The following is a 24,945-nucleotide window of genomic DNA, read 5'->3' as shown; positions in this document are numbered from 1 at the left end:
GACCCAGCCGCGCGGACCGGGAGGCGGAAGACATGGGCGACAGGACGAGTACGCACACCGGGGCCGCGGGAAGGGCGCCGGTGGCCGACCGGCCCGGTTCCATCCGGAACGTGGTGCTGGTCGGCCACAGCGGCGCGGGGAAGACGACACTGGTCGAGGCTCTCGCCCAGACCTCGGGCGCGCTGGGCCGCGCGGGCCGGGTCGAGGACGGCACCACGGTCTCCGACCACGACGGGATCGAGCACCGGCAGCAGCGCTCGGTCCAGCTCTCCCTGGTCCCCCTGGAGTGGGACGGGGTCAAGGTCAACCTCCTGGACACCCCCGGCTACGCCGACTTCGTCGGGGAGCTGCGGGCCGGCCTGCGGGCCGCGGACGCGGCCCTCTTCGTCGTCTCGGCCGCCGACGGCGTGGACGGGTCCACCCGCCTGGTGTGGGAGGAGTGCGCCGCGGTCGGGATGCCGCGCGCCATCGTCGTCACCCGTCTGGAGGCCTCCCGCGCCGACTTCGAGGAGATGACCGACATCTGCCGGCGGGTCTTCGGCGGCGACGACCCCGACGCCGTGCTCCCGCTGTACCTGCCCCTGTTCGGAGAGCCGGGACCCGACGGGCACGCGCCGGTCGCCGGGCTGATCGGGCTGCTGTCGCAGCGGATCTGCGACTACTCCACCGGCGAGCGCGCCGAACGCGCCCCGGATCCCGAGCACCTTCCGCTGATCGCCGACGCCCGTGCCAGGCTGATCGAGGGCATCATCGCCGAGAGCGAGGACGAGACCCTGATGGACCGCTACCTCGGCGGTGCGGACGTCGAGGTGGAAACGCTGGTGCGGGACCTGGAGAAGGCCGTCGCCCGCGGTGTGTTCCACCCCGTCCTGGCCGCGGCCCCCGCCGCGGGGGGAGCCCGGCAGGGCCTGGGCACGGTGGAGCTGCTGGAGCTGGTCACCCGCGGCTTCCCCACCCCGGAGGAGCGCGAGATTCCCCCGGTCACCACCCCCGACGGACGGCCCCGCCCCCCGCTGGAGTGCGACCCCGACGGCCCGCTGGCGGCCGAGGTGATAAGGACGTCCTCCGACCCCTACGTCGGGCGGATGTCGCTGGTGCGGGTCTTCTCCGGCACTCTGCGCCCGGACGTCCCCGTGCACGTCTGCGGCCACGGCCTGACGGACCACGACGGCGCCCCCGCCGGGCAGCCCCATGACGTGGACGAGCGCGTCGGCGCCCTGACCAGCCCCTTCGGCGGGCAGCAGCGGCACGTGCCGCTGGCCGTGGCGGGTGATCTGGCCTGTGTCGCCAAACTCACCAGGGCCGAGACCGGCGACACCCTGTCGGACAAGGGCGATCCGCTGGTGATGGAGCCGTGGGTGATGCCCGACCCGCTGCTGCCGGTGGCCGTGGAGGCGCACGCCAGGAGCGACGAGGACAGGCTCTCCCAGGGGCTGGCCCGGCTGACCGCCGAGGACCCCACCCTGCGCCTGGAGCAGAACCCCGACACCCGCCAGCTGGTGCTGTGGTGCATGGGCGAGGCCCACCGGGACGTGGCGCTGGAGCGGCTGCGCACCCGCTACGGCGTCCGGGTGGACGCCGTGCCCCACCGGGTGGCCCTGCGCGAGACCTTCGCCGAACGGGCCTCCGCGCGGGGGCGGCACGTCAAGCAGTCCGGCGGCCACGGCCAGTACGCCGTCTGCGAGATCACCGTGGAGCCACTGCCGGCCGGTTCGGGCGTCGAGTTCGCCGACGAGGTGGTGGGGGGCGCGGTGCCGCGCCAGTTCACCCCCTCGGTGGAGAAGGGGGTGCGGGCCCAGGCGGCGCGCGGGGTGGCCACCGGCTGTCCGCTGGTGGACGTGCGCGTCACCCTCGTCGACGGCAAGGCGCACTCGGTGGACTCCTCCGACGCCGCCTTCCAGACGGCGGGCGCCCTGGCGCTGCGCGAGGCCGCCGCCGGCGCGCGGATCCACCTGCTGGAGCCGGTCGACGAGGTGCGGGTGACGGTCGCCGACGAGTACGTGGGCACGGTGATGAGCGATCTGTCGGGGCGGCGCGGCCGGGTGGTGGGCACCGAGCAGATCCCCGGCGGCAGCACCCTGGTGCGCGCGGAGGTCCCCCAGTCGGAGATCGGCCGCTACGCGGTGGACCTGCGCTCCCTCTCGCACGGCACGGGCCGCTTCTCCCGCTCCTACCTGCGCCACGAGCCGGTGCCGCGGCAGGTCGCGGAGCGGATCCGCGGGCAGGCCGAAAGCCGCGTGGCGTGACCCCGCGGTGACGGTACGCTGAACGCCGCGGCGTCGGGTCCGGCACGGGCGGGCACCGAAAGGTGTGCGGCGGGCCGTGGTTGGGAACGGTCGGTACGAGCCTGACGTCGGACGGCGCGAGCGGAGTGGGGGCACCATTGGCGGGCTTCGATGACGTCGAGGGCGGCGCGTACGACTTCAGTCCCGGCGCGCAGGTCCCGTTGACCGGCGCGGGCGGCGGGCAGACCGCCGCCACCCAGGCGCTGGCCTCGGCCGCCTACCGCGACGGCCCGGTGACGGACCTGCTCGCGGCGAACGACACCGCCAAGGTCTCCGCGCCCCGCTTCTCGCTGTTCGAGCCGAATCTGGGCGAGGCCTTCTCCCGCGCGGTCCAGTCGCGGATGCTCGGCGGCGCCCGCAAGGCGCTGATCCAGTCCTTCGGCTGCGAGCCGCAGGTCGTGGTCGAGCACTGCCTGGCGGCCAACCGCATCCGCCGGGAGCGCGACGCCCGGCTGACGGTGGTGATGGTGCTCTTCGGGGTGCTCTTCCTGCCCGGCGTCCTGCTGTGGCTCGGGGGCTTCCAGCTGCGCCGGACGCTGGCGGGCGCGCAGGACCGCCGGGCCGGGGCGCTGGGCATGGGCGTGCTCGTCGCGCTCGGCGTGCTGGCGGCGGTCTTCGTGCTGAAGCTGCCGTTCACCGGCTTCTGGGCGATCTACCTGCGCGTGATGCTGGTCGCCCCGGTCGTGGGCTGGCTGCTGGCCAAGCAGATCTGCGAGCGGTACGCCAAGGACCTGCGCTCCCGCTGGGAGGGCCTGCTGTCGGGCGGCGGCATCGGCGCCAAGATCCCCGAGGCGGTGCCGCACGCCCCGGGCGACGCGGGCGCGGAGAGCATCAGGCTGAATCTGGCCAAGCTGACGGCCGAGCAGCGCAGCAACGTGGTCTTCTACGCCGGCCCCAAGGGGATACTCGGCATGGGCACCCGCTGGGGGAGCTGGCAGCTCGCCGAGGAACTGGTGCCGGCCTCCCCCGGCACCGAGATCAACCCCTTCCGCAGCTGGGACGTGGCGCGCGCGATCCACGACCAGCTGCGGATGCTGGAGCGCACCCCGCTGCACACCGGCGGCTTCCCCAGGCCCTCCGTCCGGCACTGGGTCGTCGCCCCGGTCGGGGAGGGCGCCTCGGACGTCTCCCGGCCCGACGGCCAGAACGTCGAGGCGTACAGCGTCAAGGAGTTCGAGGTCCAGCGGATCTGCAACGAGCAGCAGTTCGGCAGCGGCAACCGCCACTACCTCGGCGTCCAGTTCGTGCTGTGGGACGGCCAGCTCGTGCTCACCCTGCTGGTCAACGTGACCGTGCTGCACCACACCCTGCGCATCGAGGTCACCGGCCACGCGCTCGGCCCGGTGCACCCGGTGTTCTTCTCCAAGCCGTCGCCGAGGAAGAAGACGGTCTCCAAGACCGTCCGGTTCTGGGAGACCAAGGACATCGAGCTGCCGCTGATCGAGGCCCGCGAGGTGGTGCGGCTGGCGGCGCGCGCCCCGCTGACGTGGTTCCCGCCGGTGCTGGACTTCCTGGGCGGCAAGCTGACTCTTCCCGAGCCCTTCGGGCTGCGGCACGTGTGGGCCGACAAGCCCTGGCGCCACCGCTTCATGGCCGACGACGCCCTCCGCGCGGCCACCCCGGTGCTGCGGGTGGTGCACGCGGCGGCCCTGAAGGTGCTGAAGGAGAACAACGTGGACACCGAGAAGTTCAACGCCCGCTCCCTGAGCCTCAGCGGCCAGGTGCAGGCCGCCGAGCCGGGCAACGCCGACGCGTACAACGCCTGATCCGCCCCTCCGGGCCTCGCGCACGGCCGCGCGGGACCCGTACGAGCACCGGTTCCCCCGGTCGTACGGGTCCCGCGCGGTCGTCCGTGCGGTGCGTGCGGCGGGGGCCTCAGGCCCCCGCGGGCCACTTCTCGGCCAGCATCCGCCGGGTGTCGGCCAGCAGTTGCGGCAGCACCTTGGTGTGGCCCACCACCGGCATGAAGTTGGTGTCGCCTCCCCAGCGGGGCACGATGTGCTGGTGGAGGTGGGCGGCGATCCCGGCGCCCGCGACCTCGCCCTGGTTCATGCCGATGTTGAACCCCTGCGCCCCGGAGGCCGCGCGCAGCGCCTTCATGGCCCGCTTGGTGTAGTCGCCCAGCCCCACCGTCTCCTCCTCGGTGAGATCGGTGTAGTCGGCGACGTGCCGGAAGGGCACCACCATCAGATGGCCGCCGTTGTACGGGTAGAGGTTGAGCACCGCGTACACCAGCTCGCCCCGGGCGATCACCAGCCCGTCCTCGTCGGACTTGGCCGGGATCGTGCAGAACGGGCAGCCGTCACCGGCGCCCGGGCCGCTCGGCTTGTTCTCCCCCTGGATGTAGGCCATCCGGTGAGGCGTCCACAGGCGCTGGAAGGCGTCCGGCGACCCCACTCCGATCTGCTGCTCCGGCTCGCTGCTCATGCGGGCCAGCATAGGACTTCACCGGCCGCGGCGGGCCGGTGGGGCGGGACGACGACGAAGGCGTGCTTCCGGAGCGCCGACGCTCCGGAAGCACGCCTTCACAGGACGGTCAGACCTGGACGCGGTCCTCGACGGCCTTGGCGATCTCCGCGATCGCCTCGTCGACCGGCACGCCGTTCTTCTGCGAGCCGTCGCGGTAGCGGAAGCTGACCGCGCCGTTGGCCATGTCCTCGTCACCGGCGATGACCATGAACGGCACCTTGCTCTTCTGGGCGTTCCTGATCTTCTTCTGCATCCGGTCCGAGGAGGAGTCCACCTCCACCCGCAGCCCCTTGGCCTTCGCCTTGGCCGCGAACTCCTCCAGGTAGGGCACATGGGTGTCGCCGATCGGGATGCCGACCGCCTGGACCGGGGCCAGCCAGGCCGGGAAGGCGCCCGCGTAGTGCTCCAGCAGCACGGCGAAGAACCGCTCGATGGAGCCGAACAGCGCGCGGTGGATCATCACCGGCCGCTGCCGGGAGCCGTCGGGGGCGGTGTACTCCAGGTCGAAGCGCTCGGGGAGGTTGAAGTCGACCTGGATGGTCGACATCTGCCAGGTCCGGCCGATGGCGTCGCGTGCCTGCACCGAGATCTTCGGACCGTAGAAGGCGGCGCCGGCCGGGTCCATGACCAGCTCCAGTCCCTGCTTCTCGGCGGCCCGGCGCAGGGTCTCGGTGGCCTCCTCCCAGTTCTCGTCCGTCCCGATGAACTTCTCCGGGTCCTTGGTGGACAGCTCCAGGTAGAAGTCCTCCAGGCCGTAGTCGCGCAGCAGGTTCAGCACGAAGGTCAGCAGCGAGTCGAGCTCGTCCGCCATCTGCTCCTTGGTGCAGTAGATGTGCGCGTCGTCCTGGGTGAAGCCCCGCGCCCGGGTCAGGCCGTGGACGACGCCCGACTTCTCGTAGCGGTACACGGTGCCGAACTCGAACAGCCGCAGGGGCAGTTCGCGGTAGGAGCGCCCCCGCGCGTCGAAGATCAGGTTGTGCATGGGGCAGTTCATGGGCTTGAGGTAGTAGTCCACGCCCTCGTCGAGCTGCATGGGCGGGTACATGCCGTCGGCGTACCAGTCCAGGTGGCCCGACTTCTCGAACAGCTTCCCCTTGGTGGCGTGCGGGGTGTAGACGAACTCGTAGCCCGCCTCCTCGTGCCGCCTGCGCGAGTAGTCCTCCATGGTGCGGCGGATGATGCCGCCCCTGGGGTGGAACACGGCCAGGCCGGAGCCGATGTCCTCCGGGATGGAGAACAGGTCCAGCTCCGCGCCGAGCCTGCGGTGGTCGCGCTTCTCGGCCTCCGCCAGGAACTCCAGGTACGCCTTCAGTTCGTCCTTCGACGGCCAGGCGGTGCCGTAGATCCGCTGGAGCTGCGGGTTCTTCTCGCTGCCCCGCCAGTACGCGGCGGCCGACCGCATCAGCTTGAACGCCGGGACGGTGCGGGTGGTGGGCAGGTGCGGACCGCGGCACAGGTCCTTCCAGCACAGCTCGCCGGTCTTGGCGTCGAGGTTGTCGTAGATGGTCAGCTCGCCCGCGCCGACCTCGGCCGACGCCCCCTCGGCGGCCTCGGCCGCATTGCCCTTGAGGCCGATCAGCTCCAGCTTGTACGGCTCGCCGGCCAGCTCCTCGCGGGCCTCCTCGTCGCTGGTCACGCGGCGGGAGAAGCGCTGGCCGCGCTTGACGATCTCCTGCATCCGCTTCTCGATGCGCTTGAGGTCGTCCGGGGTGAACGGCTCGGCGACGTCGAAGTCGTAGTAGAAGCCGTCCTTGATCGGCGGGCCGATGCCGAGCTTGGCCTCGGGGAAGAGGTCCTGCACGGCCTGGGCCATGACGTGCGCGGTGGAGTGCCGCAGGATGTTCAGCCCGTCCTCGGAGGAGATCTCCACGGGTTCGACCTCGTCGCCGTCGGCGACGGCGTACGCCAGGTCCTTCAGCTGCCCGCCGACGCGGGCGGCGACGATCGAGCGGTCGCCGGCGAAGAGATCGGCGGCCGTGGTGCCCGTGGTCACCACGCGTTCTTCCCGCTCGGAATCGCGTTGGATGATCACACGGACGTCCGCCACCGGTCTCTCCTGACTGCTGTCGTCTCGGGTCTCCCCGTCTCGGGATCCGCCCGAGGCGCGGCCGATCGCCGCGCACCGTGAATCGTACCGAGCCGGACGCCCCGGCCGCGAAACGGTTGCGGCCCGGTCCAGGGAGGCCGGGGTTGGCCGCGAGCCGGGTGAGGTATCAAGACGGGCGACGGGCGTACGCGCCGCCGTGTGCGCCCACCCGCCGGGACGGTCCCGGTCTCGACACGGAGGGGAATCAGAGCATGACGGTGTGGTACGAGGGGCCGCTCGCCGCATTCGACACCGAGACCACGGGGGTGGACCCGGAGCGGGACCGGATCGTCTCGGCCGCGCTGGTGGTGCAGGACGCGCCGGGAGAGCCGGTGCGCGCCGTGCGCTGGCTGGTGGACCCGGGGGTGCCGGTGCCCGAACGGGCGGCGGCGGTGCACGGCCTGACCGGGGAGCATCTGCGCGAGCACGGCCGCCGCCCCGCGGAGGCCCTCGGGGAGATCGCGGCGGCCCTGGCGGAGCGTGCCGCCGAGGGGCTGCCGCTGGTGGTGATGAACGCGCCGTTCGACCTGACGCTGCTGGACCGGGAACTGCGGCGGCACCACGGCGCCTCGCTGAGCGACACCGCCGGTTCCGGGCCGCTGTGCGTGCTCGACCCGCGGGTGCTGGACAAGCACCTGGACCGCTACCGCAAGGGCCGCCGCACCCTGGCCGCGCTGTGCGGGCACTACGGCGTGGAACTGGCCGAGGCCCATGACGCCGCCGCGGACGCCACGGCGGCGCTGGAGGTCGTGCGGGAGGTGGGGCGCCGCCACTCGCGGCGGCTGTCCTCGCTGTCGCCGGCCGAGCTGCACACCCTGCAGTCGGTCTGGCACGCGGCCCAGGCGCGCGGGTTGCAGGCGTGGTTCGCCCGCAACGGGTCCGACGAGGTGGTCGATCCGGCGTGGCCGCTGCGGACGGAGGTCCCGGCCGCGGTCTGAGAGCGGTCCGGAGCCGTCCCGGAGGAGGAGGCCGGGAATGTGGGCGCGAAACGCGGGAGGCCGGTTCCGCCGAACGGAACCGGCCTCCCGGGCGGTGGGCGATACTGGGATCGAACCAGTGACCTCTTCGGTGTGAACGAAGCGCTCTCCCGCTGAGCTAATCGCCCTTGCGGTGCCCTGCGGCACGACGAGAACCATACAGGGATCGCGGGTGTTCATCCAAACTCCTTCCCGCGCCCTCCCGGTGGGACCTCCCCCAGCCGGCGGCGCAGCCCGCGGTGTCCGGCGCGCATCATCAGCGCGTGGTTGGCCGCGAACAGCGGACGGCCGGGCAGCGCCAGCAGCCGCAGGAGGGGGCTGCGGGCCTCCACCTCCTGCTCGAAGACGGCACGGGTGCCGGCGGCGCGCGGGGCGAGCCGCCAGCGGGCCCAGCCCTCCAGATCGCCGTCCATCTCGATCGCCAGGGCCCGGGCGGCGGGGTCGCGGAGGGTGAGCCGGGCGGTGATCCGCAGGTCGTAGGGGAGCAGGGAGCGGATACGGGCGGAGCCGGCCGCCCGTTCCCCTCCCCCGCCGCCGTCCCCCCGCCAGACGACCTCGCGCACCTGCGGCCACCACTCGGGGTACTCCCCGGCCCGCTCCAGGACGGCGTAGACGTCCCCGGGCGGCGTGTCCAGATCCCAGACGCTGCGGAATCGGTAGTGGCTCAGGCCCACCGCGTCACCCTCCCTCCGCACGGGGCGCGGTGGTACTCAGACGGCCCTGAGTACCACCGCGCATGCCCGATCGCCCTCGTACGCGCCACACTCCGCGCATGCCGAACCTCCCACCGCCTGCCTACTGCCCCGGTTGCTCACTGCCACTCGCTCCCGGCGCGCCGGCGGCCGCCTGCCCCCGGTGCGCGCTGCCGCTCACCGGTCCGGTGCCGCAACAGGTGCGGGAGATCGACGCCGAGTTGTGGCGGCTGGAGGCCCGGCGCACCGAACTGCTGTACCGGCGCGGGCAGTTGCTGGCCGGGTTGCGTGCCTCCGGCCCCGGGGGCGGCGGCCGGACGGACACCGCTCCTCGCGTTCCCCCGGCCGGTCCGCCCGCCCCATCGACCGCGCCGCCGCCCGCCCCGCCGGCCGCGCGGAACGTGCTGCTGGCCCTCGGCGGGGTGCTGCTGGCGGTCGCGGTGACCGCCTTCACGCTGGTGAGCTGGGGCCGGCTGGGTATCGGGGGGCGCGCGGCGGTGCTGGGCGCGCTGACGCTTCTGGGGCTGGGCGTGCCCGCGGCGCTGACCCGCCGCGGGCTGACCGCGACGGCCGAGGCGGTGGCGTCGCTGGGGCTGGTCCTGCTCCTGCTCGACGCCTACGCGCTGCACCGGGTGGCGCTGCCGGAGGCCGGCGGCGCCGGCTACGCGGCGGTGGTGGCGGCCGTGACCGCCGCGCTCTGGGCGGGGTACGGGGCGGCGCTGCCCCGGCTGCGCGGTCCGCTGCCCGTCGCCGTGTGCCTGGCCCAGCTCCCGCTGCCGCTGTGGGCGCTGAGCGCGGGCGGCGGCCCGTACGCCTTCTCCTGGGCGCTGCTGGCGACGGCGGCCGGTGACGCGGCGGTGGCACTGTGGTGCGCCGGACGCGGACGGCGGGCGGTGGCGGTGACGGCTCTCGCCGCGGGGTGCGCGCTGGGGGTTCCGGGGCTGCTGACCGCCGCCGTACTGGCCCTGACGGCGAGGGGGTGGGCCGGGTCCGCGCACTCGGCGGCGCTGCTCGCGGCGGCCGCGGCGGTGCTGCTGTACGCGGCCCGCCGTCTCGCCCGGGTCGCCGCCCGCACGGATGCGGCGGCGCCCGCGGCGGTGGTGCCGGCCGCGGTGGTGCCGGCCGCGGTGGCGGGGCTGGCCGTGCTGGTGGCGGGCGGTGGCGCGCTGCGGGGGACGGGGGTGTTGCCGGAGCCGGAGTGGCCGGTGCTGGGCTTCCTGCTGTGCGCGATGGCGCTGGGGGTGGTCCCGGTGGGGGAACGGTCCGTGGCGGCGGGGCTGCGGCTGGCGTCCGCCGCGGTGTGCGCCGGTGCCGCGCTGTGGGCGCTGCCCGCCGTGGCACGGCTGGTGCTGGGGCCGCTGGGATGGGTGTCCAGGGTGTGGGACGGTGCGCCGCAGGGCGCCCGGGCCGCGGTCGCTCCGGGACTGGGCTGGCCGTACGGGATGGCGCTGCCGGCGGTGCTGGGCGCACTGGCGGTGGCGTCGGCCGCGGTGGGGTGGGGCCTGGGGACGGGGGCGCGTGTGCCGCGGCAGTGGCGCGCGCGGGCCCGAGGGGGCGCGCTGGTGGCGGCGGCCGCGGCGGCGGCCGTACTGCCGGTGGTGCTGGACCTGCCGTACCGGGTGGCCGTGGTGCTGCTGCTGGCGCTGGTGGTGGTGCTGCTGGCCGTCTCGGTCAGCCCGGTCCGGCCGGGTGCGGCCGGACCGGACGCGGCCGGGTCGGGTCCGGCCTGGCCGGCTCCTGTGACCGCGCTGGCGGCGGCCGCGGCGGTGAGCGGCTGGTCCCTGGCCGAACCGGCGATGACGGTGGCCGTCCTGGGTGCGCTGGCCGCGGCCTTCGCCGGGGCGGCGGTGGCCGCGCGCGCCTCCGCGTCGGTGGGTCCGGTGGTGGCCGTGGCGGCGGTGCTGTGGTCGGGCGCGTTCGCGGCCGCCGTACCCCTGGCCCTGGGCGCACCGCTCCACCGGGCGGCGTTCGCGGCGCTGGGCGCCGCGGTCGCCACGGTGCCCCTGGCCGCCCGGCTGCGGGCGCGTCCGACCGGGGCGCCGGTGGAGTGCGCCGGGTACGCCGTCGCCGCCGCGGCCGTCGCGCTGACGGTCGCGGAGCCCGTCGCGCTCTCCCTGGCGCTGGCCCTGTGCGGGGTGGCGGCGGGGGGCGTGGCGCTGCGCGCGGAGCGCCGGCCGGTCGCGGCGTACGCCGGGGGCGTGCTGCTGGTGCTGGCCTGGTGGGTGCGGCTGGGGAGCTGGGAGGTGACCTCGCCGGAGGCGTACACCCTGCCGGTCACGATCCCCGCGCTGGCCGTCGGCCATCTGCACCGGATCCGGCCGGAGGTCTCCTCCTGGGCGGCGTACGGCCCCGGGCTGGCGACGACGCTGGTGCCGAGCCTGGTGGCGGTCTGGCTGGACACGCACTGGCTGCGCCCGCTGCTGCTGGGCACCGCCGCACTCGCCCTGACGGTGCTGGGCGCGCGGTCGCGGCTGAAGGCCCCGCTGCTGCTGGGCGGGGGCACCGCCGCGCTCGTCGCCGTGCACGAACTGGCTCCCTACGTCGTCCAGGTGGCCGGGCTCCTCCCCCGGTGGGCGCCGCCGGCCGCCGCCGGCGTGCTGCTCCTGGCCCTCGGCGCGACCTACGAGCGGCGGCTGCGGGACGCGCGGCGGCTGCGCCGCGCGGTGGGCCGGATGCGCTGACGGCCCGGCGGCTCCGGCGATCGCGGAAGCAGCAGGAGCAGGAGCGGGAGCAGGAGCGGGAGCAGGAGCGGGAGCAGGAGCGGGGACAGGCCGGGCCAAGACGGGCCACCAAGACGGGCCGGGCCGGAAGGGGCGGACGGGAGCCTGGACCGTCCGCCCCGGTCCGGCCGGCCTCACTCGGGGAGGAGGTCCCCGATCAGGGCGAGGTTCTGGATGGCGGCCAGGCCGTACAGGGCGGTGGTGTTGGTGTCCACCCAGGCGGCCCCGCTGCCCTCGACCAGGGCCATGGGCCCGCTGATCTTCTCCGTCTTCCAGGGGGAGGAATCGCTGTAGCCCCAGGCGTCCTTGGTGAAGAACTCCCGCCAGGCCCGGGTGCCGTACTTCTCCCGCTCGTCCTTCAGCCGGGAGGCCGCGTAGGCGGTGAGGCGGGAATGGCCCTGCTGGAGGATGAGGTTGGTGGCGTAGCCGCCGAGTTCGGCCTGCTGCTCGGCCCGGGTGGCGCCGTAGAGGCGGCAGTACTGGAGCCAGGCCTCCTCGAAGCCTTCCACGTCGGTGAGGTGGATCAGCTCTGCGCAGATCTCCACCTGCCCGAACATCGCGCTCAGATGGCTCATCGAGACCTTCTTCTCAGCCTCGGCGAACTCCCCGGTCTCGATGTCGTAGCGGCCCTCGCCGGTGCAGAACCCGTTGGGCATCCGCGCGATGGTGCGCATGGTGGCCTTCAGCTTCTTCTCGGCCCTCTCCGCCTTGGGGCCGCGGCGCTCCCATTCGGTGAGCCAGGCGGCGGCCAGGCCGCTCCAGTCGGTGCCCAGCCCGATGCCCAGCGCCCGGGGGTCGGGCTCGTAGGGCTCGGTGCGGATCTTGCGCAGCGGGTCGAGGGCGAGGAAGGTCTCGTCGGAGTCGACCAGGGCGTGCATCAGGTCGCCGCAGCGCTCGTCGGCGGTGAGGAAGTAGTACGGGCGGCGGTAGACGGCGGTGGAGATGCGCTGCTGCTTGGCGCTGTCGGCGTAGTGCTGCACGCCGTGGCGGGTGCCGAGCCCGGCCCACTTGCCCAGGTGGTAGACGTCGACCTCGCCGGTGTGGCGGGTCATGGCCTCGGCGAAGCGGAAGACGTCGGCGCGGCCGGAGCGCAGGTAGGCGTACCACAGCCACAGGTCCGGGGAGAGCTCGGAGTTGTCCCAGGCGTAGCCGCCGACGTCGTAGCGCCACTGGTGCCGGTCCGCGTCGTAGGTGTGCATGATGTCGCCGTAGTCCCAGAAGCCGTACCAGCGGCGCTGCTCCACCTGGTCGCGGTAGTAGTCGAAGAGGAAGTCCAGGTGGTCCTCCAGCCTCGCCTTCGCGGGTGTGGAGCGGTCGACGGGGGCGAACAGGGCGCCGAGGACTCCGGCGGCGGCCAGGTGCGCGGGCGGGGCGGCCAGTTGCGGCGGGGTCTGCACGGCCTCGGCCTGGCGGGCGAGGGTCTCGGCGGCGGGGGTGGCGGCGTTGGCCCAGAACATCAACTCGCTGGTGCGGGCGATGCCGTAGGGGGTTCCGAAGCCGGGCTCGTAGTCCTCGTAGGTGATGTTGAGGCCCTCGAGCTGCTCGGCGTGGGTGTCCTGGCCCATGCCGTCGTGGTAGAAGCGCAGGTCCATCGGCTGCGCCTCGGGTGACCACAGCCAGAGGGTGACCTCGGCCTCGTCCGTGGCGGCGCCGCGTACGTCGAGCTGGGCGGGGTGCTTGCGCCAGAAGTCGCGCAGCCCGAAGGAGAGTCCGCCGCCGACCCCGCCGACGTAGCCGAAGCCCGAGGCCCGGCGTCCGCCTCCCGCGGCGATCCAGCCGTGGCCGGGCTTGGTGCGCTTGCGCACGGTGAAGCCGTCGGCGGAGAGCTGGGCGAGGGTGTAGTCGCCCCAGGTGGGGATGAGGTGCAGCCGGCTGGTGACACGCTGGTCCCAGGTGGCGGGGTCGGGCAGCCTCTCGCCCCTGACCTGCTTGGCGCGGACCTCGGCGCCGGGGTCGCGGCGCAGTCCGGTGACGCCCCTGACCGCCTCCGACAGCAGACCGCGGCCCTCGCCGCCGAGGCGGATGTGGCGATCGTGGTGCTCGTCGCGCATGGGCACGGTGAAGCGCACGCCGAGGCCGCGGATGAAGTCCTCGTGCTCGTCGCCGTCGAAGGTGACGGTGTGCAGCATCCGGAAGGCGTCGGAGCCGGCGTGGAAGTACAGGCGGACGGAGAACGGCAGCCAGCCGCGGCTTCCCCGGCGGTGCCTGCCGTCGACGCGGACCACCGCGCGGACGGGGCCGTCCTGTTCGACGGCGACCTTCTCGATGTCGCCGTCGAAGCGCTGCCACTTCTGCGTGCCCTGGTCGCCGTCGTCGATCCTCCCCTGGCGGAGCAGGACCAGGCGGCCGTCGCGGGCGATCTCGGTGGAGCCCCGGCGCACCGACTTCACCAGGGATCCGCCGTCCCCGCCGATGCGGGCGGTGACGGTACCGGTGTCCACCACGACGTCGCCGCCTTTGCGGGTGACGGTGAGGGCCCTGGCGGGTGCGGCGGGCGCGTCGCCGGGGGTGAGGCGGTAGGAGGCGGCGTTCCCGGCCTCGGGGCCGACGGCGTGCGCGGTCCACTTCAGGGTGCCGTCGGGCCAGTACGCGGTGGGCCAGGTCTGGACGGGGACGGCGGTGCCGTCCGCGGCGCCGAGCGAGAAGGGGGTGCCGGCCTTCAGGGCGCCCATGGGCCAGGGCACTCCGAAGGTGTTGCCGGGGGCCTCGCCGAGGCCGCCGTCCTCCAGCCAGGTGATCTCCACCGGGCCGTCGGCTCCCTTGGCGCCGGTGGCGGCACCGGCCGGGCGGGCCGCGTGGGCTGGGGTCCCGCCGAGCAGCCAGGAGGCGTGGGCGGCGGCGCCGGCGACCGCGGCGGCCTGGAGCACGTTCCGTCTGGGGATCGGGGACATGACGCTCCCATTCTAGTGTCAGGGCCATGACAGTTCGAGATGCCGACCGCCCGGCGGTGGCGCCGGACGGCCGGGTCGGGAATGCGGTCAGGGGCGGCCGTGCCGCCGCTCGACGGCGACCGCACAGGCGGCCAGGCAGCCGAGCGCCGGGGCGGCCAGGGGCGGCAGCATCCAGGCCGCGACGCCGACCACGGCCAGCCCTCCGGCCAACAGCAGCGAGCCGCCCGGCTCGGTGCGCAGGGTGCGCCGGGCGGCGGCCCGGCCGGTGCGGAACCAGTCCGCGCCGGGGCGCCAGGCCGCGGCGGCGCGCAGCCCGGTGACCACCACGGCCACCGCGGCGGCGGCCGTGACGGCGCCGACCGCGGCCACCGCCGGGCCTCCGGGCAGCAGCCCGGAGGAGACCACCCGCAGGTCGAAGGCGAGCAGCGCCAGGGCGGCCCACCACAGCAGCGAGAACCGCCAGCCGGTGCGTACGGCCGCCGCCCACTCGGCGGCGAACTCCCGCCACCCCGCCCGCTCGGCGTCCAGGTACCGCCGCAGATGCCCGCAGGCGGCGGCGAACGCGGGCAGCGCCGTCACCAGTGCGAGCGCGGCGAGCAGCAGCCACACCCCGGCCAGCAGGCACTCGGCGAAGAGCGCGAACCGGGCGGCGAGGGGCCGCCGGTCCGCACTTCCGGCGGCGCCCGGGGCGGTGCCCGGGGAGATGTCCGCGCGAGCCCGCGCCGCGGCGCTCGTCCCGCTCATCCCTTGAGCCCCGAGGTGGCCGCGCCCTCGACGAGGTAGCGCTGGAAGGTCAGGAAGAACAGCAGCACCGGCAGCAGGGCCGCGACCGACATGGCGATCATGCCGCCGTAGTCGGCGAGGCTGTCCTGGTCCATGAACATCTTCAGGCCGAGCGAGACGGTGTACTTGTCGGGCTCGTTGAGGTAGATCAGCGGCCCGAGGAAGTCGTTCCAGGCCCAGATGAAGCTGAAGATGGCACTGGTGATCAGCGCCGGGCGGCACAGCGGCAGCACGATCGTCCAGTAGATCCGCCAGTGGCCGCAGCCGTCGATGCGGGCCGCCTCGTCCAGCTCCCTGGGGAGGTTGCGCATGAACTGCACCATCAGGAAGACGAAGAAGGCGTCCACCGCGAGGAACTTGCCCAGCAGCAGCGGCACATAGGTGTTGATCAGCTCCATCTTCTGGAACAGCACGTACTGCGGCACCAGCAGCACGTGGACGGGCAGCAGCAGGGTGCCGATCATCAGCGTGAACAGCACGTTGCGGCCCGCGAAGCGGATCCGGGCGAAGGCGTACGCGGCCAGCGAGCAGGAGAACAACACGCCGGCCACCGAACCCAGCGCCACCAGCAGCGAGTTGAGGAAGAACGTCTCGATGCCGATGCCCGCGATCCCGTCGGCGAGCCGCTCGTAGTTGTCGGTGATCGGGTCGGTGGGCAGCAGTTCGAGGCTGCCCACGATCTCGTTGCCCGGCTTGAGGGAGCCGCCCAGCACCCACACCACCGGGTAGAGCACCACGGCCAGGAGGGCCAGCGCCCCCAGGTGCCACAGGACCGACCGCGCACCGCGGCGCGCCGGGGCGCCGGCCCCGCCGCGCGGGGGGCGGACGGGACGGGCGGTACGGACGGTGCCGGTGGGCGCGCTCATCGGCCCCCCTCCTCGTAGTGCACCCAGCGGCGCTGGGACCAGAACAGCACGGCGGTCACCACGGCGATCCCGGCGAGCAGCATCCAGGCCATCGCGGAGGCGTAGCCCATGCGCAGGTTGGAGAAGCCCTGCTCGTACAGGTACCAGGTGTAGACGAGCAGCGAGTCGCCGGGGCCGCCCGCGCGTCCGCCGCCGGGTCCGGCGATCACGAGCGCGGAGGTGAAGATCTGGAAGGAGTGGATGATCTCCAGCAGCAGGTTGAAGAAGAGCACCGGGGAGATCATCGGCAGGGTGATGGAGCGGAACCGCCGCCAGGCGCCGGCTCCGTCCACCTCGGCCGCCTCGTACAGCTCGCGCGGCACCTGCTTGAGGCCGGCCAGGAAGATGACCATCGGCGCACCGAACTGCCAGGCCGACAGGGCGATCAGGGTGGGCATCGACCAGTCCGGGTCGCCGACCCAGCCGCCGCCGTCCCAGCCGAACAGGCTCAGGGACCGGTCGACGACCGCGTCGTCCTGGAACAGGGCCCGCCAGACGATGCCGATGCTCACGCTCGCCCCGATCAGCGAGGGGGCGTAGAACGCCGAGCGGTAGAAGCCCTGTCCCTTGCGGGGCCGCACCAGCAGCATCGCCACGCCGAGCGCGACCGCGAGCTTGAGCGGGGTGGCGATCAGCACGAACACCGCCGTGACCCGGACCGACTTCCACCAGCGGTCGTCGGAGAACATCTCGGAGAAGTTCGCCAGGCCCACCCAGCGGGGCGAGTCGAAGAGGTTGTAGTCGGTGAAGGCCAGGTAGAGCGAGACGAGCATCGGCCCCAGCGTCAGCAGCAGGATGCCGACGCACCACGGGGAGAGGAACAGATAGCCGGCCAGGGTCTCCCGGCGGGCCCGCCGCCGCGCGGTGGAGGCGGGCCGGGGGGCGGGGGCGGACGGGGCGGGGCGGTGGGGGCTCTCCACCGCCCGCTCCCCCTCCGCCCCGGCCGGTGCGGGGGTGTCGGTACGCATCACGGGACGTTCTCCTCGGGTCAGGAGCCGAGGGCGGTCTTGGCCTCGTCGAAGAACTGGGACACCGCGTCGTCGACGGAGACGGATCCCTGGGCCACCGAGCCGTAGATGCTCAGGAAGGCGGCCTCGACGGTGTCGGTTCCGGCCGGGTGCGGCGTGATCGGCTCGAGGTAGTCGGTGACGCTCTTCTCGTACTCGGCGATCTTGGCGTCGGGGCCCTCGGGCTTGTAGGCGTCGAACTGCGCGTTGGTCGGCAGCACCCCGCGGTTGTAGCCCATGATCTTCCCGACCTCGGGGTCGTTGACCATGAAGTCGATGAACTTGGCGACCTCCTCCGGGTGCTTGGTGCGGGCGGAGGCGCTGAGCATCAGCGAGGAGAGGTACTGCCCGGTCCGCTCGCCGTCCATGGTCGGGATGGGCGCCAGGGCGAGTTCCCTGTCCGTCTCGGAGACGTAGCGGACCAGGAAGTTGTCCCAGGTGAACTCGGCGGCCGACAGACCGGCGCTGACCTCGGACTTGGGCTTGACCTGCTCGGCCTGCTTGGCCGGGACGAGCAGGCCGTCGTCGAGCTTCTCCCGGTAGTCGCCCCACCACTTCTTCAGGTCGGCCTCGGTGAAGCCGAGCCCGTCCTCGGTGAAGAACGCCTTCCCCTGCTGGCGCAGGTAGAGGTCGTACAGGTACATCACGCCGCCGTTGTTGCTGGCGCCCCAGAAGTCCTTCCCGGATCCGCTGATCTTCTCGACGGCCGCGTCGAACTCCTTCCACGTCCAGCCGGGCTCGGGGGTGACCCCGGCCTCCTCGAACGCCTTGACGTCGTAGACGAGGGTGAAGGTGTTGGCGCCGACCGGCACGCCCAGCAGCTTTCCGTCGACCTCGCCGGCCCTGCCCAGTCCCTGGCGGAAGTCGTCCAGGTTCAGATTGCCCGCCTTCACCTGGGCGTCGAGATCCAGCAGCAGGTTCTTCTGCCCGTACTTGCGCAGGAAGGCATAGGAGTTCTGGAAGACGTCCGGCGGATTGCCGCCCGCGGCCTGGGTGTTGAACTTGGTCCAGAAGTCGCCGTACTCCTGGAAGTCGGTCTTGACCTCGATGCCGGGGTTCTCCTTCTCGAACAGGTCCACGGTCCTGTTGATCAGGTCGGCCCGGTCCTGCGCGCCCCACCAGGAGTAGCGGATGGTCACCTTGCCGTCCGCGCCTCCGTCGCCGCCGCCGCATCCGGAGGCGAGCAGCCCCAGCGCGGCCAGGCCGGCCCCTATCGCCCGCAGGCCCGTGGTCCTGCTCCGTCGAGAACTCATCGAAACGCCCCTCCCGGGCGGGTTCGTCCCGCCACCCCGGTTGTTTGAAACGTTTTAGGCAAGCGCTTGCCGGGCTAACTTAGGGACGAGCGGCAGAGGCGTCAACGGTTCGGACAGAATTCACCGGCGGGCATCCGGAGCGTGTACGGGCGCACACGGGCCACACACGGAAGAGGCCGGGGTCCCGGCAGGCTCCGCGCCTGCCGGGACCCCGGCCTTCGGTGGGCGATACTGGGATCGAACCAGTGACCTCTTCGGTGTGAACGAAGCGCTCTCCCGCTGAGCTAATCGCCCGGGTGCGGCGACAACATTACCGCATGTCAGCGACTGCTCGTGACCCCCTCGCGCCCGCCCCGGCGCCCTCACCGGCTCAGCTCGCGACGTCCCACGGCATCGCCGTCCCGTACAGCGTCAGGTACACGGCCACCAGGGTCGCCGCGACGGCCACGCCGAGCGCCGTGAGCACCATGTTGCGGCGCCGCACCTTCGGGTCGAGCGCGCGCCTGGCCGCCTCGGAGACCTTCCGCCGCGTCCACCGCAGGACGATCTGGGCCCAGACGAACTCCGTCGCCCAGACCGCCAGCCCCGTGAAGATCACCAGCCAGCCCGGCCCCGGCAGCGCCAGCATCAGCACTCCGGCGATCACGATGGCGAGCCCGACCAGGAAGACCCCCACCTGCCAGCTCAGATGGAGCGCCCGGGACGCCTTGATGAACTGCGGCGCCCGTGAACCGAGGGCCCGTTCCTTACTCTCGGTTTCCACCTGCCCCAGATTACCCGAGGCCTCTGCGCCGTTCGCCCGAACAGACCACCGGCCAAATCCGCATTCCTCCATCTGAATGATGCGAAGGGAAACAAAAGGGGCAGAGGGGTTTACACCCATCCCGTAGGTGGCATGTCGATTTCGCCGACGTGCGAATCCCCGAGCGCACACTGAGCGAAAGGCCCTGGCGCTTATGAACACCACGGTCAGCTGCGAGCTGCACCTGCGCCTCGTTGTATCGAGCGAGTCCTCCCTGCCTGTACCCGCGGGCCTGCGGTATGACACGGCCGATCCCTACGCCGTGCACGCCACCTTCCACACCGGCGCCGAGGAGACCGTCGAGTGGGTCTTCGCCCGCGACCTCCTCGCCGAAGGCCTGCACCGTCCCACAGGCACCGGCGACGTCCGTGTCTGGCCGTCCCGCAGCCACGGTCAGGGCGTCGTCTGCATCGCTCTCAGCTCACCGGAGGGCGAGGCGCTGCTGGAGGCCCCCGCGCGGGCCCTGGAGTCCTTCCTCAAGCGAACGGACGCCGCCGTCCCCCCAGGCACCGAGCACCGGCACTTCGACCTCGACACCGAGCTCTCCCACATCCTCGCGGAGAGCTGACAGACGCCGGCACCCCGTTGCCGTCCGACTCGGGGCGACGGCTCGGGGCCCGGCCCTCCCGGCCCAGCGACGACGACGCCGCCGCCACGTATCACCGTGGCGGCGGCGTCGCCGTGTCCGGGAGCGACTAGAGTCTCACCGCAGCAAGGCCCGCAGGGCTGCCGACGAGACACCGGCCAGGGAGCGACGACCGTGCTGATCAACCACGACACCCGGTGCGCTCTCGACGCCGTCGTCGATCTCCTGAACACCGCGCCCGACGAGCACACCCCCGACACGCTCGCCGACGTCGGCGCGCTGCGCGCCTTCGTCGAGCGCAACGCCGTCAGCGACGTGGGCGCCCTGGACGAGACGGACCTGGCCGCCGTACGAGAGGTGCGCGAGCAGTTCGGGCGGGTCTTCGCCGCGTCCGACGCGCACCGCGCGGCCGAGCTGGTGAACACACTGGTCGCCGCCGCCGGCACCACGCCCCGGCTCACCGACCACGACGGCTACGACTGGCACATCCACTACTTCGCGCCCGGCGCCTCCCTCGCCGACCACCTCGCCGCGGACGGCGGCATGGCCCTGGCCTTCCTGGTGGTCGCCGGGGAGCGCGAGCGGCTGCGCCGCTGCGCCGCCCCCGACTGCCGCCGCGCCTTCATCGACCTGTCCCGGAACCGCTCGCGCCGCTACTGCGACAGCCGCACCTGCGGCAACCGTCTGCACGTGGCCGCCTACCGGGCGCGGCAGCGCGAGGCCTCCGGGAGCTGACCGGGACCGGACGGGCAGCGCCGGGACCGGGGGCCGGGGAGCGGAGCAGCCGGCGGTCAGAGCAGGAACAGGTCGTGCGCCGCCGCCAGGAAGACCAGTGCGCCGACGACGGCCAGGAAGAGCATCAGCGGCGGCTGGGAGAGGGCGAACAGGCAGCCGCGGGGCTCGGGAAGCCCGGTGGGCGGTCCGCCGGGCCGTACGCCGGGGCTCGCCTCGTGCGGGGGGCCGGGAGCACGGCCCCCGGTTGTGCCGGTGGCGGTGCCGGCCGTGGTGCCGGTGGCGATGTCGGTGGTGTCGGTGGTGTCGCGCATCTCGCCGCGATGATGGCGCAGGCCGGGGTGCCGCGCGGTTCAACACACCACCGTGCGGGCCCGGTTCACCGGATTCAGATGCCGTGTTTCTTCAGAATCGCTTCGATGTCCGAGAAGTCGTCCGCGTCGGTCGCCCCCGCCGGCCGCTTCTCGCGGCCCCCGGCGCCCTCGCCTCCGAGGGCCGGCCGGGAGGCGCCGGACTCCGCCGCGCGGCGCCCGCCGCGCCCGGATCCGGTGCCACCCTCGCGGGCACGCGTACGCCTCCCGGCGGCGCGGCCCACCACGTAGAGGACGAGGGCCGCGGCGAGCACCCCGAAGCCGGCCCAGACCGTGGGTTCGAGCACCAGGCCCGAGGCCCAGGACGCCACCGCCCCTCCGATCTCGCCGAACATTCCCAGCAGGCCGGACATCGCCAGTCCGACGGGCACCAGGGAGAGGGCCGCTATACGGGTGGCCGCGGCGAAGCGGCGGCGGTAGGCCGTCAGGAAGGCGACGGCCAGTCCCGCCGCGGAGAGCGCCGCGCAGACGGTCGTGGTCAGCATGTATCCATCGTGCCGCTTCTCGCCCCGTATGTGCCATGCCCGGCCCCGCGGCCCGGGGGGATTTCCGGGATCCCCCGGACCCCGGCCCCCTTCTCGGACCTCACGGCCCCCTCTCCGGGCCGGACTGGGAGACTGTCCCCATGGACGACACCCGCCCCTCCCGCCCCGTCCTGGACGTCTGGTGCGAGCTGCAGTGCCCGGACTGCGACCGGGCCATGGCCGACCTGCGCGTGCTGCGCGAGCGGTACGGCGACGCCCTGGAGATCCGGCTGCGCCACTTCCCCCTGGACAAGCACCGCCACTCCTACGCGGCCGCCCAGGCCGCCGAGGAGGCGTACGCGCAGGGCCGGGGCGACGAGTACGCCGAGGCGGTCCTGGCCCGCGCCGGGGAGCTGGGCGAGCGCGGCGAGGAACTGCTGCTGGAGGTGGCCCGGGAGACGGGTCTGGACGCCGAGGAGATGGACACCGCCCTGATCGACGGGCGGCATCTGCTGGTCGTCGACGCCGACCAGGCCGAGGGCCGGGCGATCGGGGTCACCGGCACCCCGACCTATGTGATCGGCGGCGAGCGGCTGGACGGCGGGAAGAGCCAGGACGGCCTGCGCGAGCGGATCGAGGAGATCGCCGACCGGCTGCTGGCCGGGTCCGGGGAGGGGACCGGGCGGCACGGCTAGAGCAGCGGCTTGTACAGATGGTGGGCGGTCGGCCGGTGGCCGAGCGACTCGTACAGCCGCAGGGCCGCGGCGTTGTCCGTGAAGACGTTGAGCCCGAGCGTGCGCACCCCGGCCGCCAGGCACTCGCGCTCGGCGGCGAGCATCAGCGTCCGGCCGTGGCCCCGGCCGCGGTGTGACGGGGCCACCTCGACGTCGAAGACCCAGGCGCCGGATCCGCGCGCACGGGCCGTCGCCAGCCAGAGCGTGCCGACGTCCGCTCCTTCGTGGACGAGGACGCGCAGGGCGGTGCCCGCGGTGTCCGGCCCGTCGGGCAGCAGCCCGGCGTGGTCGGCCTCGGACCTGAGGCGGGCCCGCTCCGGATCCATGCCCCACCCGGCCCAGACGCGGGCGTAGGCCTCCCGGCGGCCCTCCAGCCACGCCGGGTACTCGTCCGCCTCCAGGGGGCGCATCGCGCTGCCGCCGGGCAGTACGGGCGGCTCGGACAGTTCCTTGGCCATGCTCCGGCTGCGCTCGGCGTACCCCAGGGCCGCGGCCAGCCGCAGGGCGGGGCCGGCGTCCGCCGGGACGCTCGCCTCGATCCGGCGGACGCCCCAGCCGCGCAGCACCTCCTCGGCCGCGAGCGCGGCGACGGTGGCCCGGCCCCTGCGGCGGTCGGGTCCGTGGACGGCGAGTTCCTCGATGCGGCCGGCCGACGGGCCGAAGCGTCCGTCCGTGGCCAGCCGCACACGGCCGACGGGGCGGCCGTTGACGCAGACGTCGTACGAGCGGGAGCGGGCGCCGTCCGCGGCGTGCCGCTCGGGTCCGGTGGGGCGCAGGGTGGTGGTCATCGCCTGGGTTCTACCCACCTCGGCGCCCCGCCTGTCACCGGGACGCGGGGAGACCGGGGGCGCCGGGGCACCGGGCGCGGCCGCCGCCTCACGGGTCGATGTCGGCCGCCGAGCGCTCGGCGAAGGTCCGCATCGCCTTGGCCGTGACCGGTCCCGGCGCGGAGGGAAGTTCGCGTCCGTCGATCCGGTGGACGGCCTGGACGTCGCGCAGGGTGGAGGTGAGGAAGACCTCCTCGGCCCGTTCCAGGACGTCCATCGGCAGATCGGTCTCCTGCGCACCCGTCCACTCGGCCACCAGTGCGCGGGTGATCCCGGCCAGGCAGCCGGAGGCGAGCGGCGGGGTGTGCACCTCGCCGTCGAGGACGACGAAGACGTTGGAGCCGGTGCCCTCGCACAGCCGCCCGACGGTGTTGCCGAACAGGGCCTCGGAGGCGCCCTGCCGGTGGGCGTGGGCCAGCGCGACGACGTTCTCGGCGTAGGAGGTGGTCTTCAGGCCGGCCAGCGCGCCGCGCTCGTTGCGGACCCAGGGGACGGTGACGACGGCGGTGGTGTCGGGGCGGGGCTTCGCCTCGCCGACGGCGACGACCAGGGTGGGCCCGGCGTCACCGCGGTCGGAGCCGAGGGGGGAGAGCCCACCGGTGTAGGTGATCCGCAGCCGGCCCAGCGGCACGGGGTTGGCCTCCACCACGGCGGCGCAGGCGCGGCGCACCTCGTCCCGGTCCGGCTCGGGCAGGCCCAGGCCGCGGGCGGAGACGGCCAGGCGCTCCAGATGGCGGGTGAGGGCGAAGGTGCGCCCGTCGACGGCCTTGACCGTCTCGAAGACCCCGTCGCCGACGGTCAGTCCGTGGTCGAGCACGGACACCCGCGCGGCGTCGGCGTCCCGCAGTTCTCCGTCCACCCAGATCAGCGTCATGCCCCAGCTCCTCCGGTCCCGCCCGTCGTGCTCGCCGCGCCGGTGGTCCGGATCGCGCCGCTCGCGGAAGGCGTCTTCGCGTACTCCCCCGACGCTACCGCGAGCAGCCGCTCCGCCTTGAGTTCGGTCTCCTCCCACTCCCGCTCCGGATCCGAGCCCCAGGTGATCCCGGCGCCGGTGCCGAAGCGCAGCGCCGGGCCGCCGGGCGCGGTGCGGTCGATCCAGAAGGTGCGGATGCCCACCGCCAGCGCTCCGGTGCCGCGGTCGGCGTCCACCCAGCCGATGCCGCCGCAGTACGGGCCGCGCGGGGCGGCCTCCAGCGAGCGGATGACGCGCAGGGCACTGGACTTGGGGGCGCCGGTGACCGATCCGGGCGGGAAGGTGTGCTCCAGCAGCTCGGCCCAGCCGGCCCCGGGGGCCAGTTCGCCGCGGACGGTGGAGACGAGGTGGACGAGTCCGGGGTGCGGCTCGACGGCGCACAGGGCGGGGACGGTGACCGATCCGGTGGCGCTGACGCGGCCGAGGTCGTTGCGGACCAGGTCCACGATCATCACGTTCTCCGCGCGGTCCTTGTCCAGCAGGTCGGCGGCCGTACGTCCGGTGCCCTTGATGGGACGGGACTCCACGGTGCGCCCGCGGCGGGCGAGGTACAGCTCGGGCGAGGCCGTGGCGACCTCGATCCCGTGGGCGGGGAGGCGGACGGTGCCGGCGTGGGGGGCTGGGTTGCCGCGCGCCAGGAGCGCGGTCAGTTCGTCGGGGTCGGCGGCGGCCGGGTCGGGCAGCGGCGCGGTGAGCACGCGGCAGAGGTTGGCCTGGTAGACCTCGCCCGCCGCTATGTGCTCGCGTATGCGCCGCACGCCCGCGGTGTAGGCGGCGCGGTCCAGGGACGACGTCCAGGCGCCGGCGTCCGGTCCGCGCCAGCGCCCCGGCCGGGGACGGGGTACGGGGTCGGGCCGCACATCGCCGAAGCGGGCGCAGACCAGGCGGCCTTCGAAGTCGGCGACCACCGCCCACCAGCCGGTGGAGTCCAGGGCGGCGGGGTCGCTGGTGACGTCCCGCAGGTCGGTGGCGACAAGACCGCCGAAGCGGGCGAGAGGGGCCGGATCGTGCACGCGGCGAGTCTACGGCGGGCACGCTGGGGAAACGGAATTTGAGCTGGCCCGGGAATCCGCTAGAGTTCATGTCGTCACCGAGCGCGGCAGCGGGCGGTGACGGCAGCTCCCGAGCACCGCCCCGGGAGAGGCACTGCGGACGTAGCTCAGTTGGTAGAGCACCACCTTGCCAAGGTGGATGTCGCGAGTTCGAATCTCGTCGTCCGCTCGATGGGGGCCCTGCGGCCCCCGCACTGGTGGAGTGGCCGAGAGGCGAGGCAACGGCCTGCAAAGCCGTCTACACGGGTTCAAATCCCGTCTCCACCTCGGACGATTAGCTCAGCGGGAGAGCGCTTCCCTGACACGGAAGAGGTCACTGGTTCAATCCCAGTATCG

At 73.7% G+C, this 24,945-nt stretch carries 21 protein-coding genes and 4 tRNA genes; 9 read left to right on the top strand and 16 right to left on the bottom strand.

The window, feature by feature from the left end; genetic code table 11:
- The first annotated feature begins 32 nt into the window (after window positions 1–32).
- Both BMY40_RS22530 and BMY40_RS22525 read left to right on the top strand, forming a co-directional pair.
- Entirely contained in the window at window positions 33–2,246 is a 2,214-nt protein-coding gene (locus BMY40_RS22530; protein WP_093662506.1) for an elongation factor G-like protein EF-G2, read from the top strand.
- A 137-nt stretch (window positions 2,247–2,383) separates the two neighbouring features.
- A complete protein-coding gene (locus BMY40_RS22525) occupies window positions 2,384–4,051 on the top strand; it encodes a hypothetical protein (RefSeq protein ID WP_093662504.1) in 1,668 nt (555 codons plus the stop codon).
- Between the two features lie 109 nt (window positions 4,052–4,160).
- On the opposite strand, the gene BMY40_RS22520 is transcribed toward BMY40_RS22525, so the two are convergent.
- Window positions 4,161–4,724: an HIT family protein gene (locus BMY40_RS22520; RefSeq protein WP_093662502.1), complete on the bottom strand. Its 564-nt coding sequence runs from the start codon at window positions 4,722–4,724 to the stop codon at window positions 4,161–4,163.
- Window positions 4,725–4,821: 97 nt separating this feature from the next.
- The gene (gene thrS, locus BMY40_RS22515) at window positions 4,822–6,801 is read right to left on the bottom strand and encodes a threonine--tRNA ligase (RefSeq protein WP_093662500.1); all 1,980 of its coding nucleotides are present in this window, start codon (window positions 6,799–6,801) and stop codon (window positions 4,822–4,824) included.
- A 251-nt stretch (window positions 6,802–7,052) separates the two neighbouring features.
- Here thrS and BMY40_RS22510 point away from each other — a divergent pair, with 251 nt between their 5' ends.
- Window positions 7,053–7,778 (top strand): exonuclease domain-containing protein, encoded by a 726-nt coding sequence (locus tag BMY40_RS22510; RefSeq protein WP_093662498.1) that lies wholly within the window; start codon window positions 7,053–7,055, stop codon window positions 7,776–7,778.
- Between the two features lie 95 nt (window positions 7,779–7,873).
- Here BMY40_RS22510 and BMY40_RS22505 read toward each other — a convergent pair.
- Window positions 7,874–7,945, bottom strand: a tRNA-Val gene (locus BMY40_RS22505).
- Window positions 7,946–7,993: 48 nt separating this feature from the next.
- Complete coding sequence (locus BMY40_RS22500) at window positions 7,994–8,512, bottom strand: SRPBCC family protein (protein ID WP_425443158.1); 519 nt, start codon at window positions 8,510–8,512, stop codon at window positions 7,994–7,996.
- 77 nt (window positions 8,513–8,589) lie between these two features.
- Here BMY40_RS22500 and BMY40_RS27785 point away from each other — a divergent pair, with 77 nt between their 5' ends.
- Window positions 8,590–11,190, top strand: a complete 2,601-nt coding sequence (locus BMY40_RS27785; RefSeq protein WP_245770251.1) for an SCO7613 C-terminal domain-containing membrane protein — start codon at window positions 8,590–8,592, stop codon at window positions 11,188–11,190.
- A gap of 173 nt (window positions 11,191–11,363) precedes the next feature.
- Here the strand turns inward: BMY40_RS27785 and BMY40_RS22490 are convergent, their stop codons facing one another.
- The 7 genes from BMY40_RS22490 to BMY40_RS22460 all read right to left on the bottom strand — a co-directional run bounded on the left by BMY40_RS22490 (window position 11,364) and on the right by BMY40_RS22460 (window position 18,903).
- Window positions 11,364–14,120, bottom strand: a complete 2,757-nt coding sequence (locus BMY40_RS22490) for an exo-rhamnogalacturonan lyase family protein (RefSeq protein WP_093662494.1) — start codon at window positions 14,118–14,120, stop codon at window positions 11,364–11,366.
- Between the two features lie 87 nt (window positions 14,121–14,207).
- A complete protein-coding gene (locus tag BMY40_RS22485) occupies window positions 14,208–14,864 on the bottom strand; it encodes a hypothetical protein (protein WP_245770250.1) in 657 nt (218 codons plus the stop codon).
- Window positions 14,861–15,769, bottom strand: coding sequence for a carbohydrate ABC transporter permease (locus tag BMY40_RS22480; protein WP_093662492.1), 909 nt, complete (start codon window positions 15,767–15,769; stop codon window positions 14,861–14,863). The genes BMY40_RS22485 and BMY40_RS22480 overlap by 4 nt, the downstream gene beginning before the upstream one ends.
- Complete coding sequence (locus BMY40_RS22475; protein ID WP_093662490.1) at window positions 15,766–16,776, bottom strand: carbohydrate ABC transporter permease; 1,011 nt, start codon at window positions 16,774–16,776, stop codon at window positions 15,766–15,768. Before BMY40_RS22475 ends, BMY40_RS22480 begins: the two co-directional genes overlap by 4 nt.
- Window positions 16,777–16,796: 20 nt before the next feature.
- Window positions 16,797–18,068: an ABC transporter substrate-binding protein gene (locus tag BMY40_RS22470; protein WP_093662488.1), complete on the bottom strand. Its 1,272-nt coding sequence runs from the start codon at window positions 18,066–18,068 to the stop codon at window positions 16,797–16,799.
- Window positions 18,069–18,290: 222 nt separating this feature from the next.
- Window positions 18,291–18,362, bottom strand: a tRNA-Val gene (locus tag BMY40_RS22465).
- Window positions 18,363–18,438: 76 nt separating this feature from the next.
- Window positions 18,439–18,903: a TIGR02611 family protein gene (locus BMY40_RS22460; RefSeq protein WP_093662603.1), complete on the bottom strand. Its 465-nt coding sequence runs from the start codon at window positions 18,901–18,903 to the stop codon at window positions 18,439–18,441.
- Between the two features lie 121 nt (window positions 18,904–19,024).
- On the opposite strand from BMY40_RS22460, the gene BMY40_RS22455 reads away from it, so the two are divergent.
- Together BMY40_RS22455 and BMY40_RS22450 are read left to right on the top strand one after the other, a co-directional pair.
- On the top strand, window positions 19,025–19,438 hold the full coding sequence (locus BMY40_RS22455) for an SsgA family sporulation/cell division regulator (protein WP_003959770.1): 414 nt from the start codon (window positions 19,025–19,027) through the stop codon (window positions 19,436–19,438).
- Between the two features lie 192 nt (window positions 19,439–19,630).
- Entirely contained in the window at window positions 19,631–20,191 is a 561-nt protein-coding gene (locus BMY40_RS22450) for a CGNR zinc finger domain-containing protein (RefSeq protein WP_093662486.1), read from the top strand.
- 56 nt (window positions 20,192–20,247) lie between these two features.
- Here the strand turns inward: BMY40_RS22450 and BMY40_RS22445 are convergent, their stop codons facing one another.
- Together BMY40_RS22445 and BMY40_RS22440 are read right to left on the bottom strand one after the other, a co-directional pair.
- Complete coding sequence (locus BMY40_RS22445; RefSeq protein WP_425443160.1) at window positions 20,248–20,475, bottom strand: hypothetical protein; 228 nt, start codon at window positions 20,473–20,475, stop codon at window positions 20,248–20,250.
- A gap of 101 nt (window positions 20,476–20,576) precedes the next feature.
- Window positions 20,577–21,044, bottom strand: a complete 468-nt coding sequence (locus BMY40_RS22440; RefSeq protein ID WP_093662482.1) for a hypothetical protein — start codon at window positions 21,042–21,044, stop codon at window positions 20,577–20,579.
- 140 nt (window positions 21,045–21,184) lie between these two features.
- On the opposite strand from BMY40_RS22440, the gene BMY40_RS22435 reads away from it, so the two are divergent.
- A complete protein-coding gene (locus BMY40_RS22435; protein WP_093662480.1) occupies window positions 21,185–21,718 on the top strand; it encodes a DsbA family protein in 534 nt (177 codons plus the stop codon).
- On the opposite strand, the gene BMY40_RS22430 is transcribed toward BMY40_RS22435, so the two are convergent.
- From BMY40_RS22430 to BMY40_RS22420, 3 genes are all read right to left on the bottom strand, one after another.
- A complete protein-coding gene (locus BMY40_RS22430) occupies window positions 21,715–22,545 on the bottom strand; it encodes a GNAT family N-acetyltransferase (RefSeq protein ID WP_093662478.1) in 831 nt (276 codons plus the stop codon). The two genes, BMY40_RS22435 and BMY40_RS22430, sit on opposite strands and share 4 nt — an antisense overlap.
- An 88-nt stretch (window positions 22,546–22,633) precedes the next feature.
- Entirely contained in the window at window positions 22,634–23,458 is an 825-nt protein-coding gene (locus BMY40_RS22425) for an aminotransferase class IV (protein ID WP_093662476.1), read from the bottom strand.
- Window positions 23,455–24,570, bottom strand: coding sequence for a chorismate-binding protein (locus tag BMY40_RS22420; protein WP_093662474.1), 1,116 nt, complete (start codon window positions 24,568–24,570; stop codon window positions 23,455–23,457). Before BMY40_RS22420 ends, BMY40_RS22425 begins: the two co-directional genes overlap by 4 nt.
- A gap of 135 nt (window positions 24,571–24,705) precedes the next feature.
- Between BMY40_RS22420 and BMY40_RS22415 the strand changes: the two genes are divergently transcribed.
- Together BMY40_RS22415 and BMY40_RS22410 are read left to right on the top strand one after the other, a co-directional pair.
- Window positions 24,706–24,778, top strand: a tRNA-Gly gene (locus BMY40_RS22415).
- A 27-nt stretch (window positions 24,779–24,805) separates the two neighbouring features.
- Window positions 24,806–24,876: transfer RNA gene (locus BMY40_RS22410), tRNA-Cys, on the top strand.
- Window positions 24,877–24,945 lie beyond the last annotated feature (69 nt).

This window comes from Streptomyces radiopugnans (genome assembly GCF_900110735.1).
Lineage (GTDB): Bacteria > Actinomycetota > Actinomycetes > Streptomycetales > Streptomycetaceae > Streptomyces > Streptomyces radiopugnans.
This window is presented reverse-complemented; position numbering and strand designations above follow the sequence as displayed.

Excerpts from the sequence above, each read along its gene's own strand:
- BMY40_RS22530 (WP_093662506.1), top strand. The coding sequence starts at position 33 with ATGGGCGACAGGACGAGTACGCACACCGGGGCCGCGGGAAGGGCGCCG.
- BMY40_RS22520 (WP_093662502.1), bottom strand. The coding sequence starts at position 4,724 with ATGCTGGCCCGCATGAGCAGCGAGCCGGAGCAGCAGATCGGAGTGGGG.
- BMY40_RS22510 (WP_093662498.1), top strand. The coding sequence starts at position 7,053 with ATGACGGTGTGGTACGAGGGGCCGCTCGCCGCATTCGACACCGAGACC.
- BMY40_RS27785 (WP_245770251.1), top strand. The coding sequence starts at position 8,590 with ATGCCGAACCTCCCACCGCCTGCCTACTGCCCCGGTTGCTCACTGCCA.
- BMY40_RS22490 (WP_093662494.1), bottom strand. The coding sequence starts at position 14,120 with ATGTCCCCGATCCCCAGACGGAACGTGCTCCAGGCCGCCGCGGTCGCC.
- BMY40_RS22485 (WP_245770250.1), bottom strand. The coding sequence starts at position 14,864 with ATGAGCGGGACGAGCGCCGCGGCGCGGGCTCGCGCGGACATCTCCCCG.
- BMY40_RS22480 (WP_093662492.1), bottom strand. The coding sequence starts at position 15,769 with ATGAGCGCGCCCACCGGCACCGTCCGTACCGCCCGTCCCGTCCGCCCC.
- BMY40_RS22475 (WP_093662490.1), bottom strand. The coding sequence starts at position 16,776 with ATGCGTACCGACACCCCCGCACCGGCCGGGGCGGAGGGGGAGCGGGCG.
- BMY40_RS22470 (WP_093662488.1), bottom strand. The coding sequence starts at position 18,068 with ATGAGTTCTCGACGGAGCAGGACCACGGGCCTGCGGGCGATAGGGGCC.
- BMY40_RS22460 (WP_093662603.1), bottom strand. The coding sequence starts at position 18,903 with ATGGAGGAATGCGGATTTGGCCGGTGGTCTGTTCGGGCGAACGGCGCA.
- BMY40_RS22455 (WP_003959770.1), top strand. The coding sequence starts at position 19,025 with ATGAACACCACGGTCAGCTGCGAGCTGCACCTGCGCCTCGTTGTATCG.
- BMY40_RS22440 (WP_093662482.1), bottom strand. The coding sequence starts at position 21,044 with ATGCTGACCACGACCGTCTGCGCGGCGCTCTCCGCGGCGGGACTGGCC.
- BMY40_RS22435 (WP_093662480.1), top strand. The coding sequence starts at position 21,185 with ATGGACGACACCCGCCCCTCCCGCCCCGTCCTGGACGTCTGGTGCGAG.
- BMY40_RS22430 (WP_093662478.1), bottom strand. The coding sequence starts at position 22,545 with ATGACCACCACCCTGCGCCCCACCGGACCCGAGCGGCACGCCGCGGAC.
- BMY40_RS22425 (WP_093662476.1), bottom strand. The coding sequence starts at position 23,458 with ATGACGCTGATCTGGGTGGACGGAGAACTGCGGGACGCCGACGCCGCG.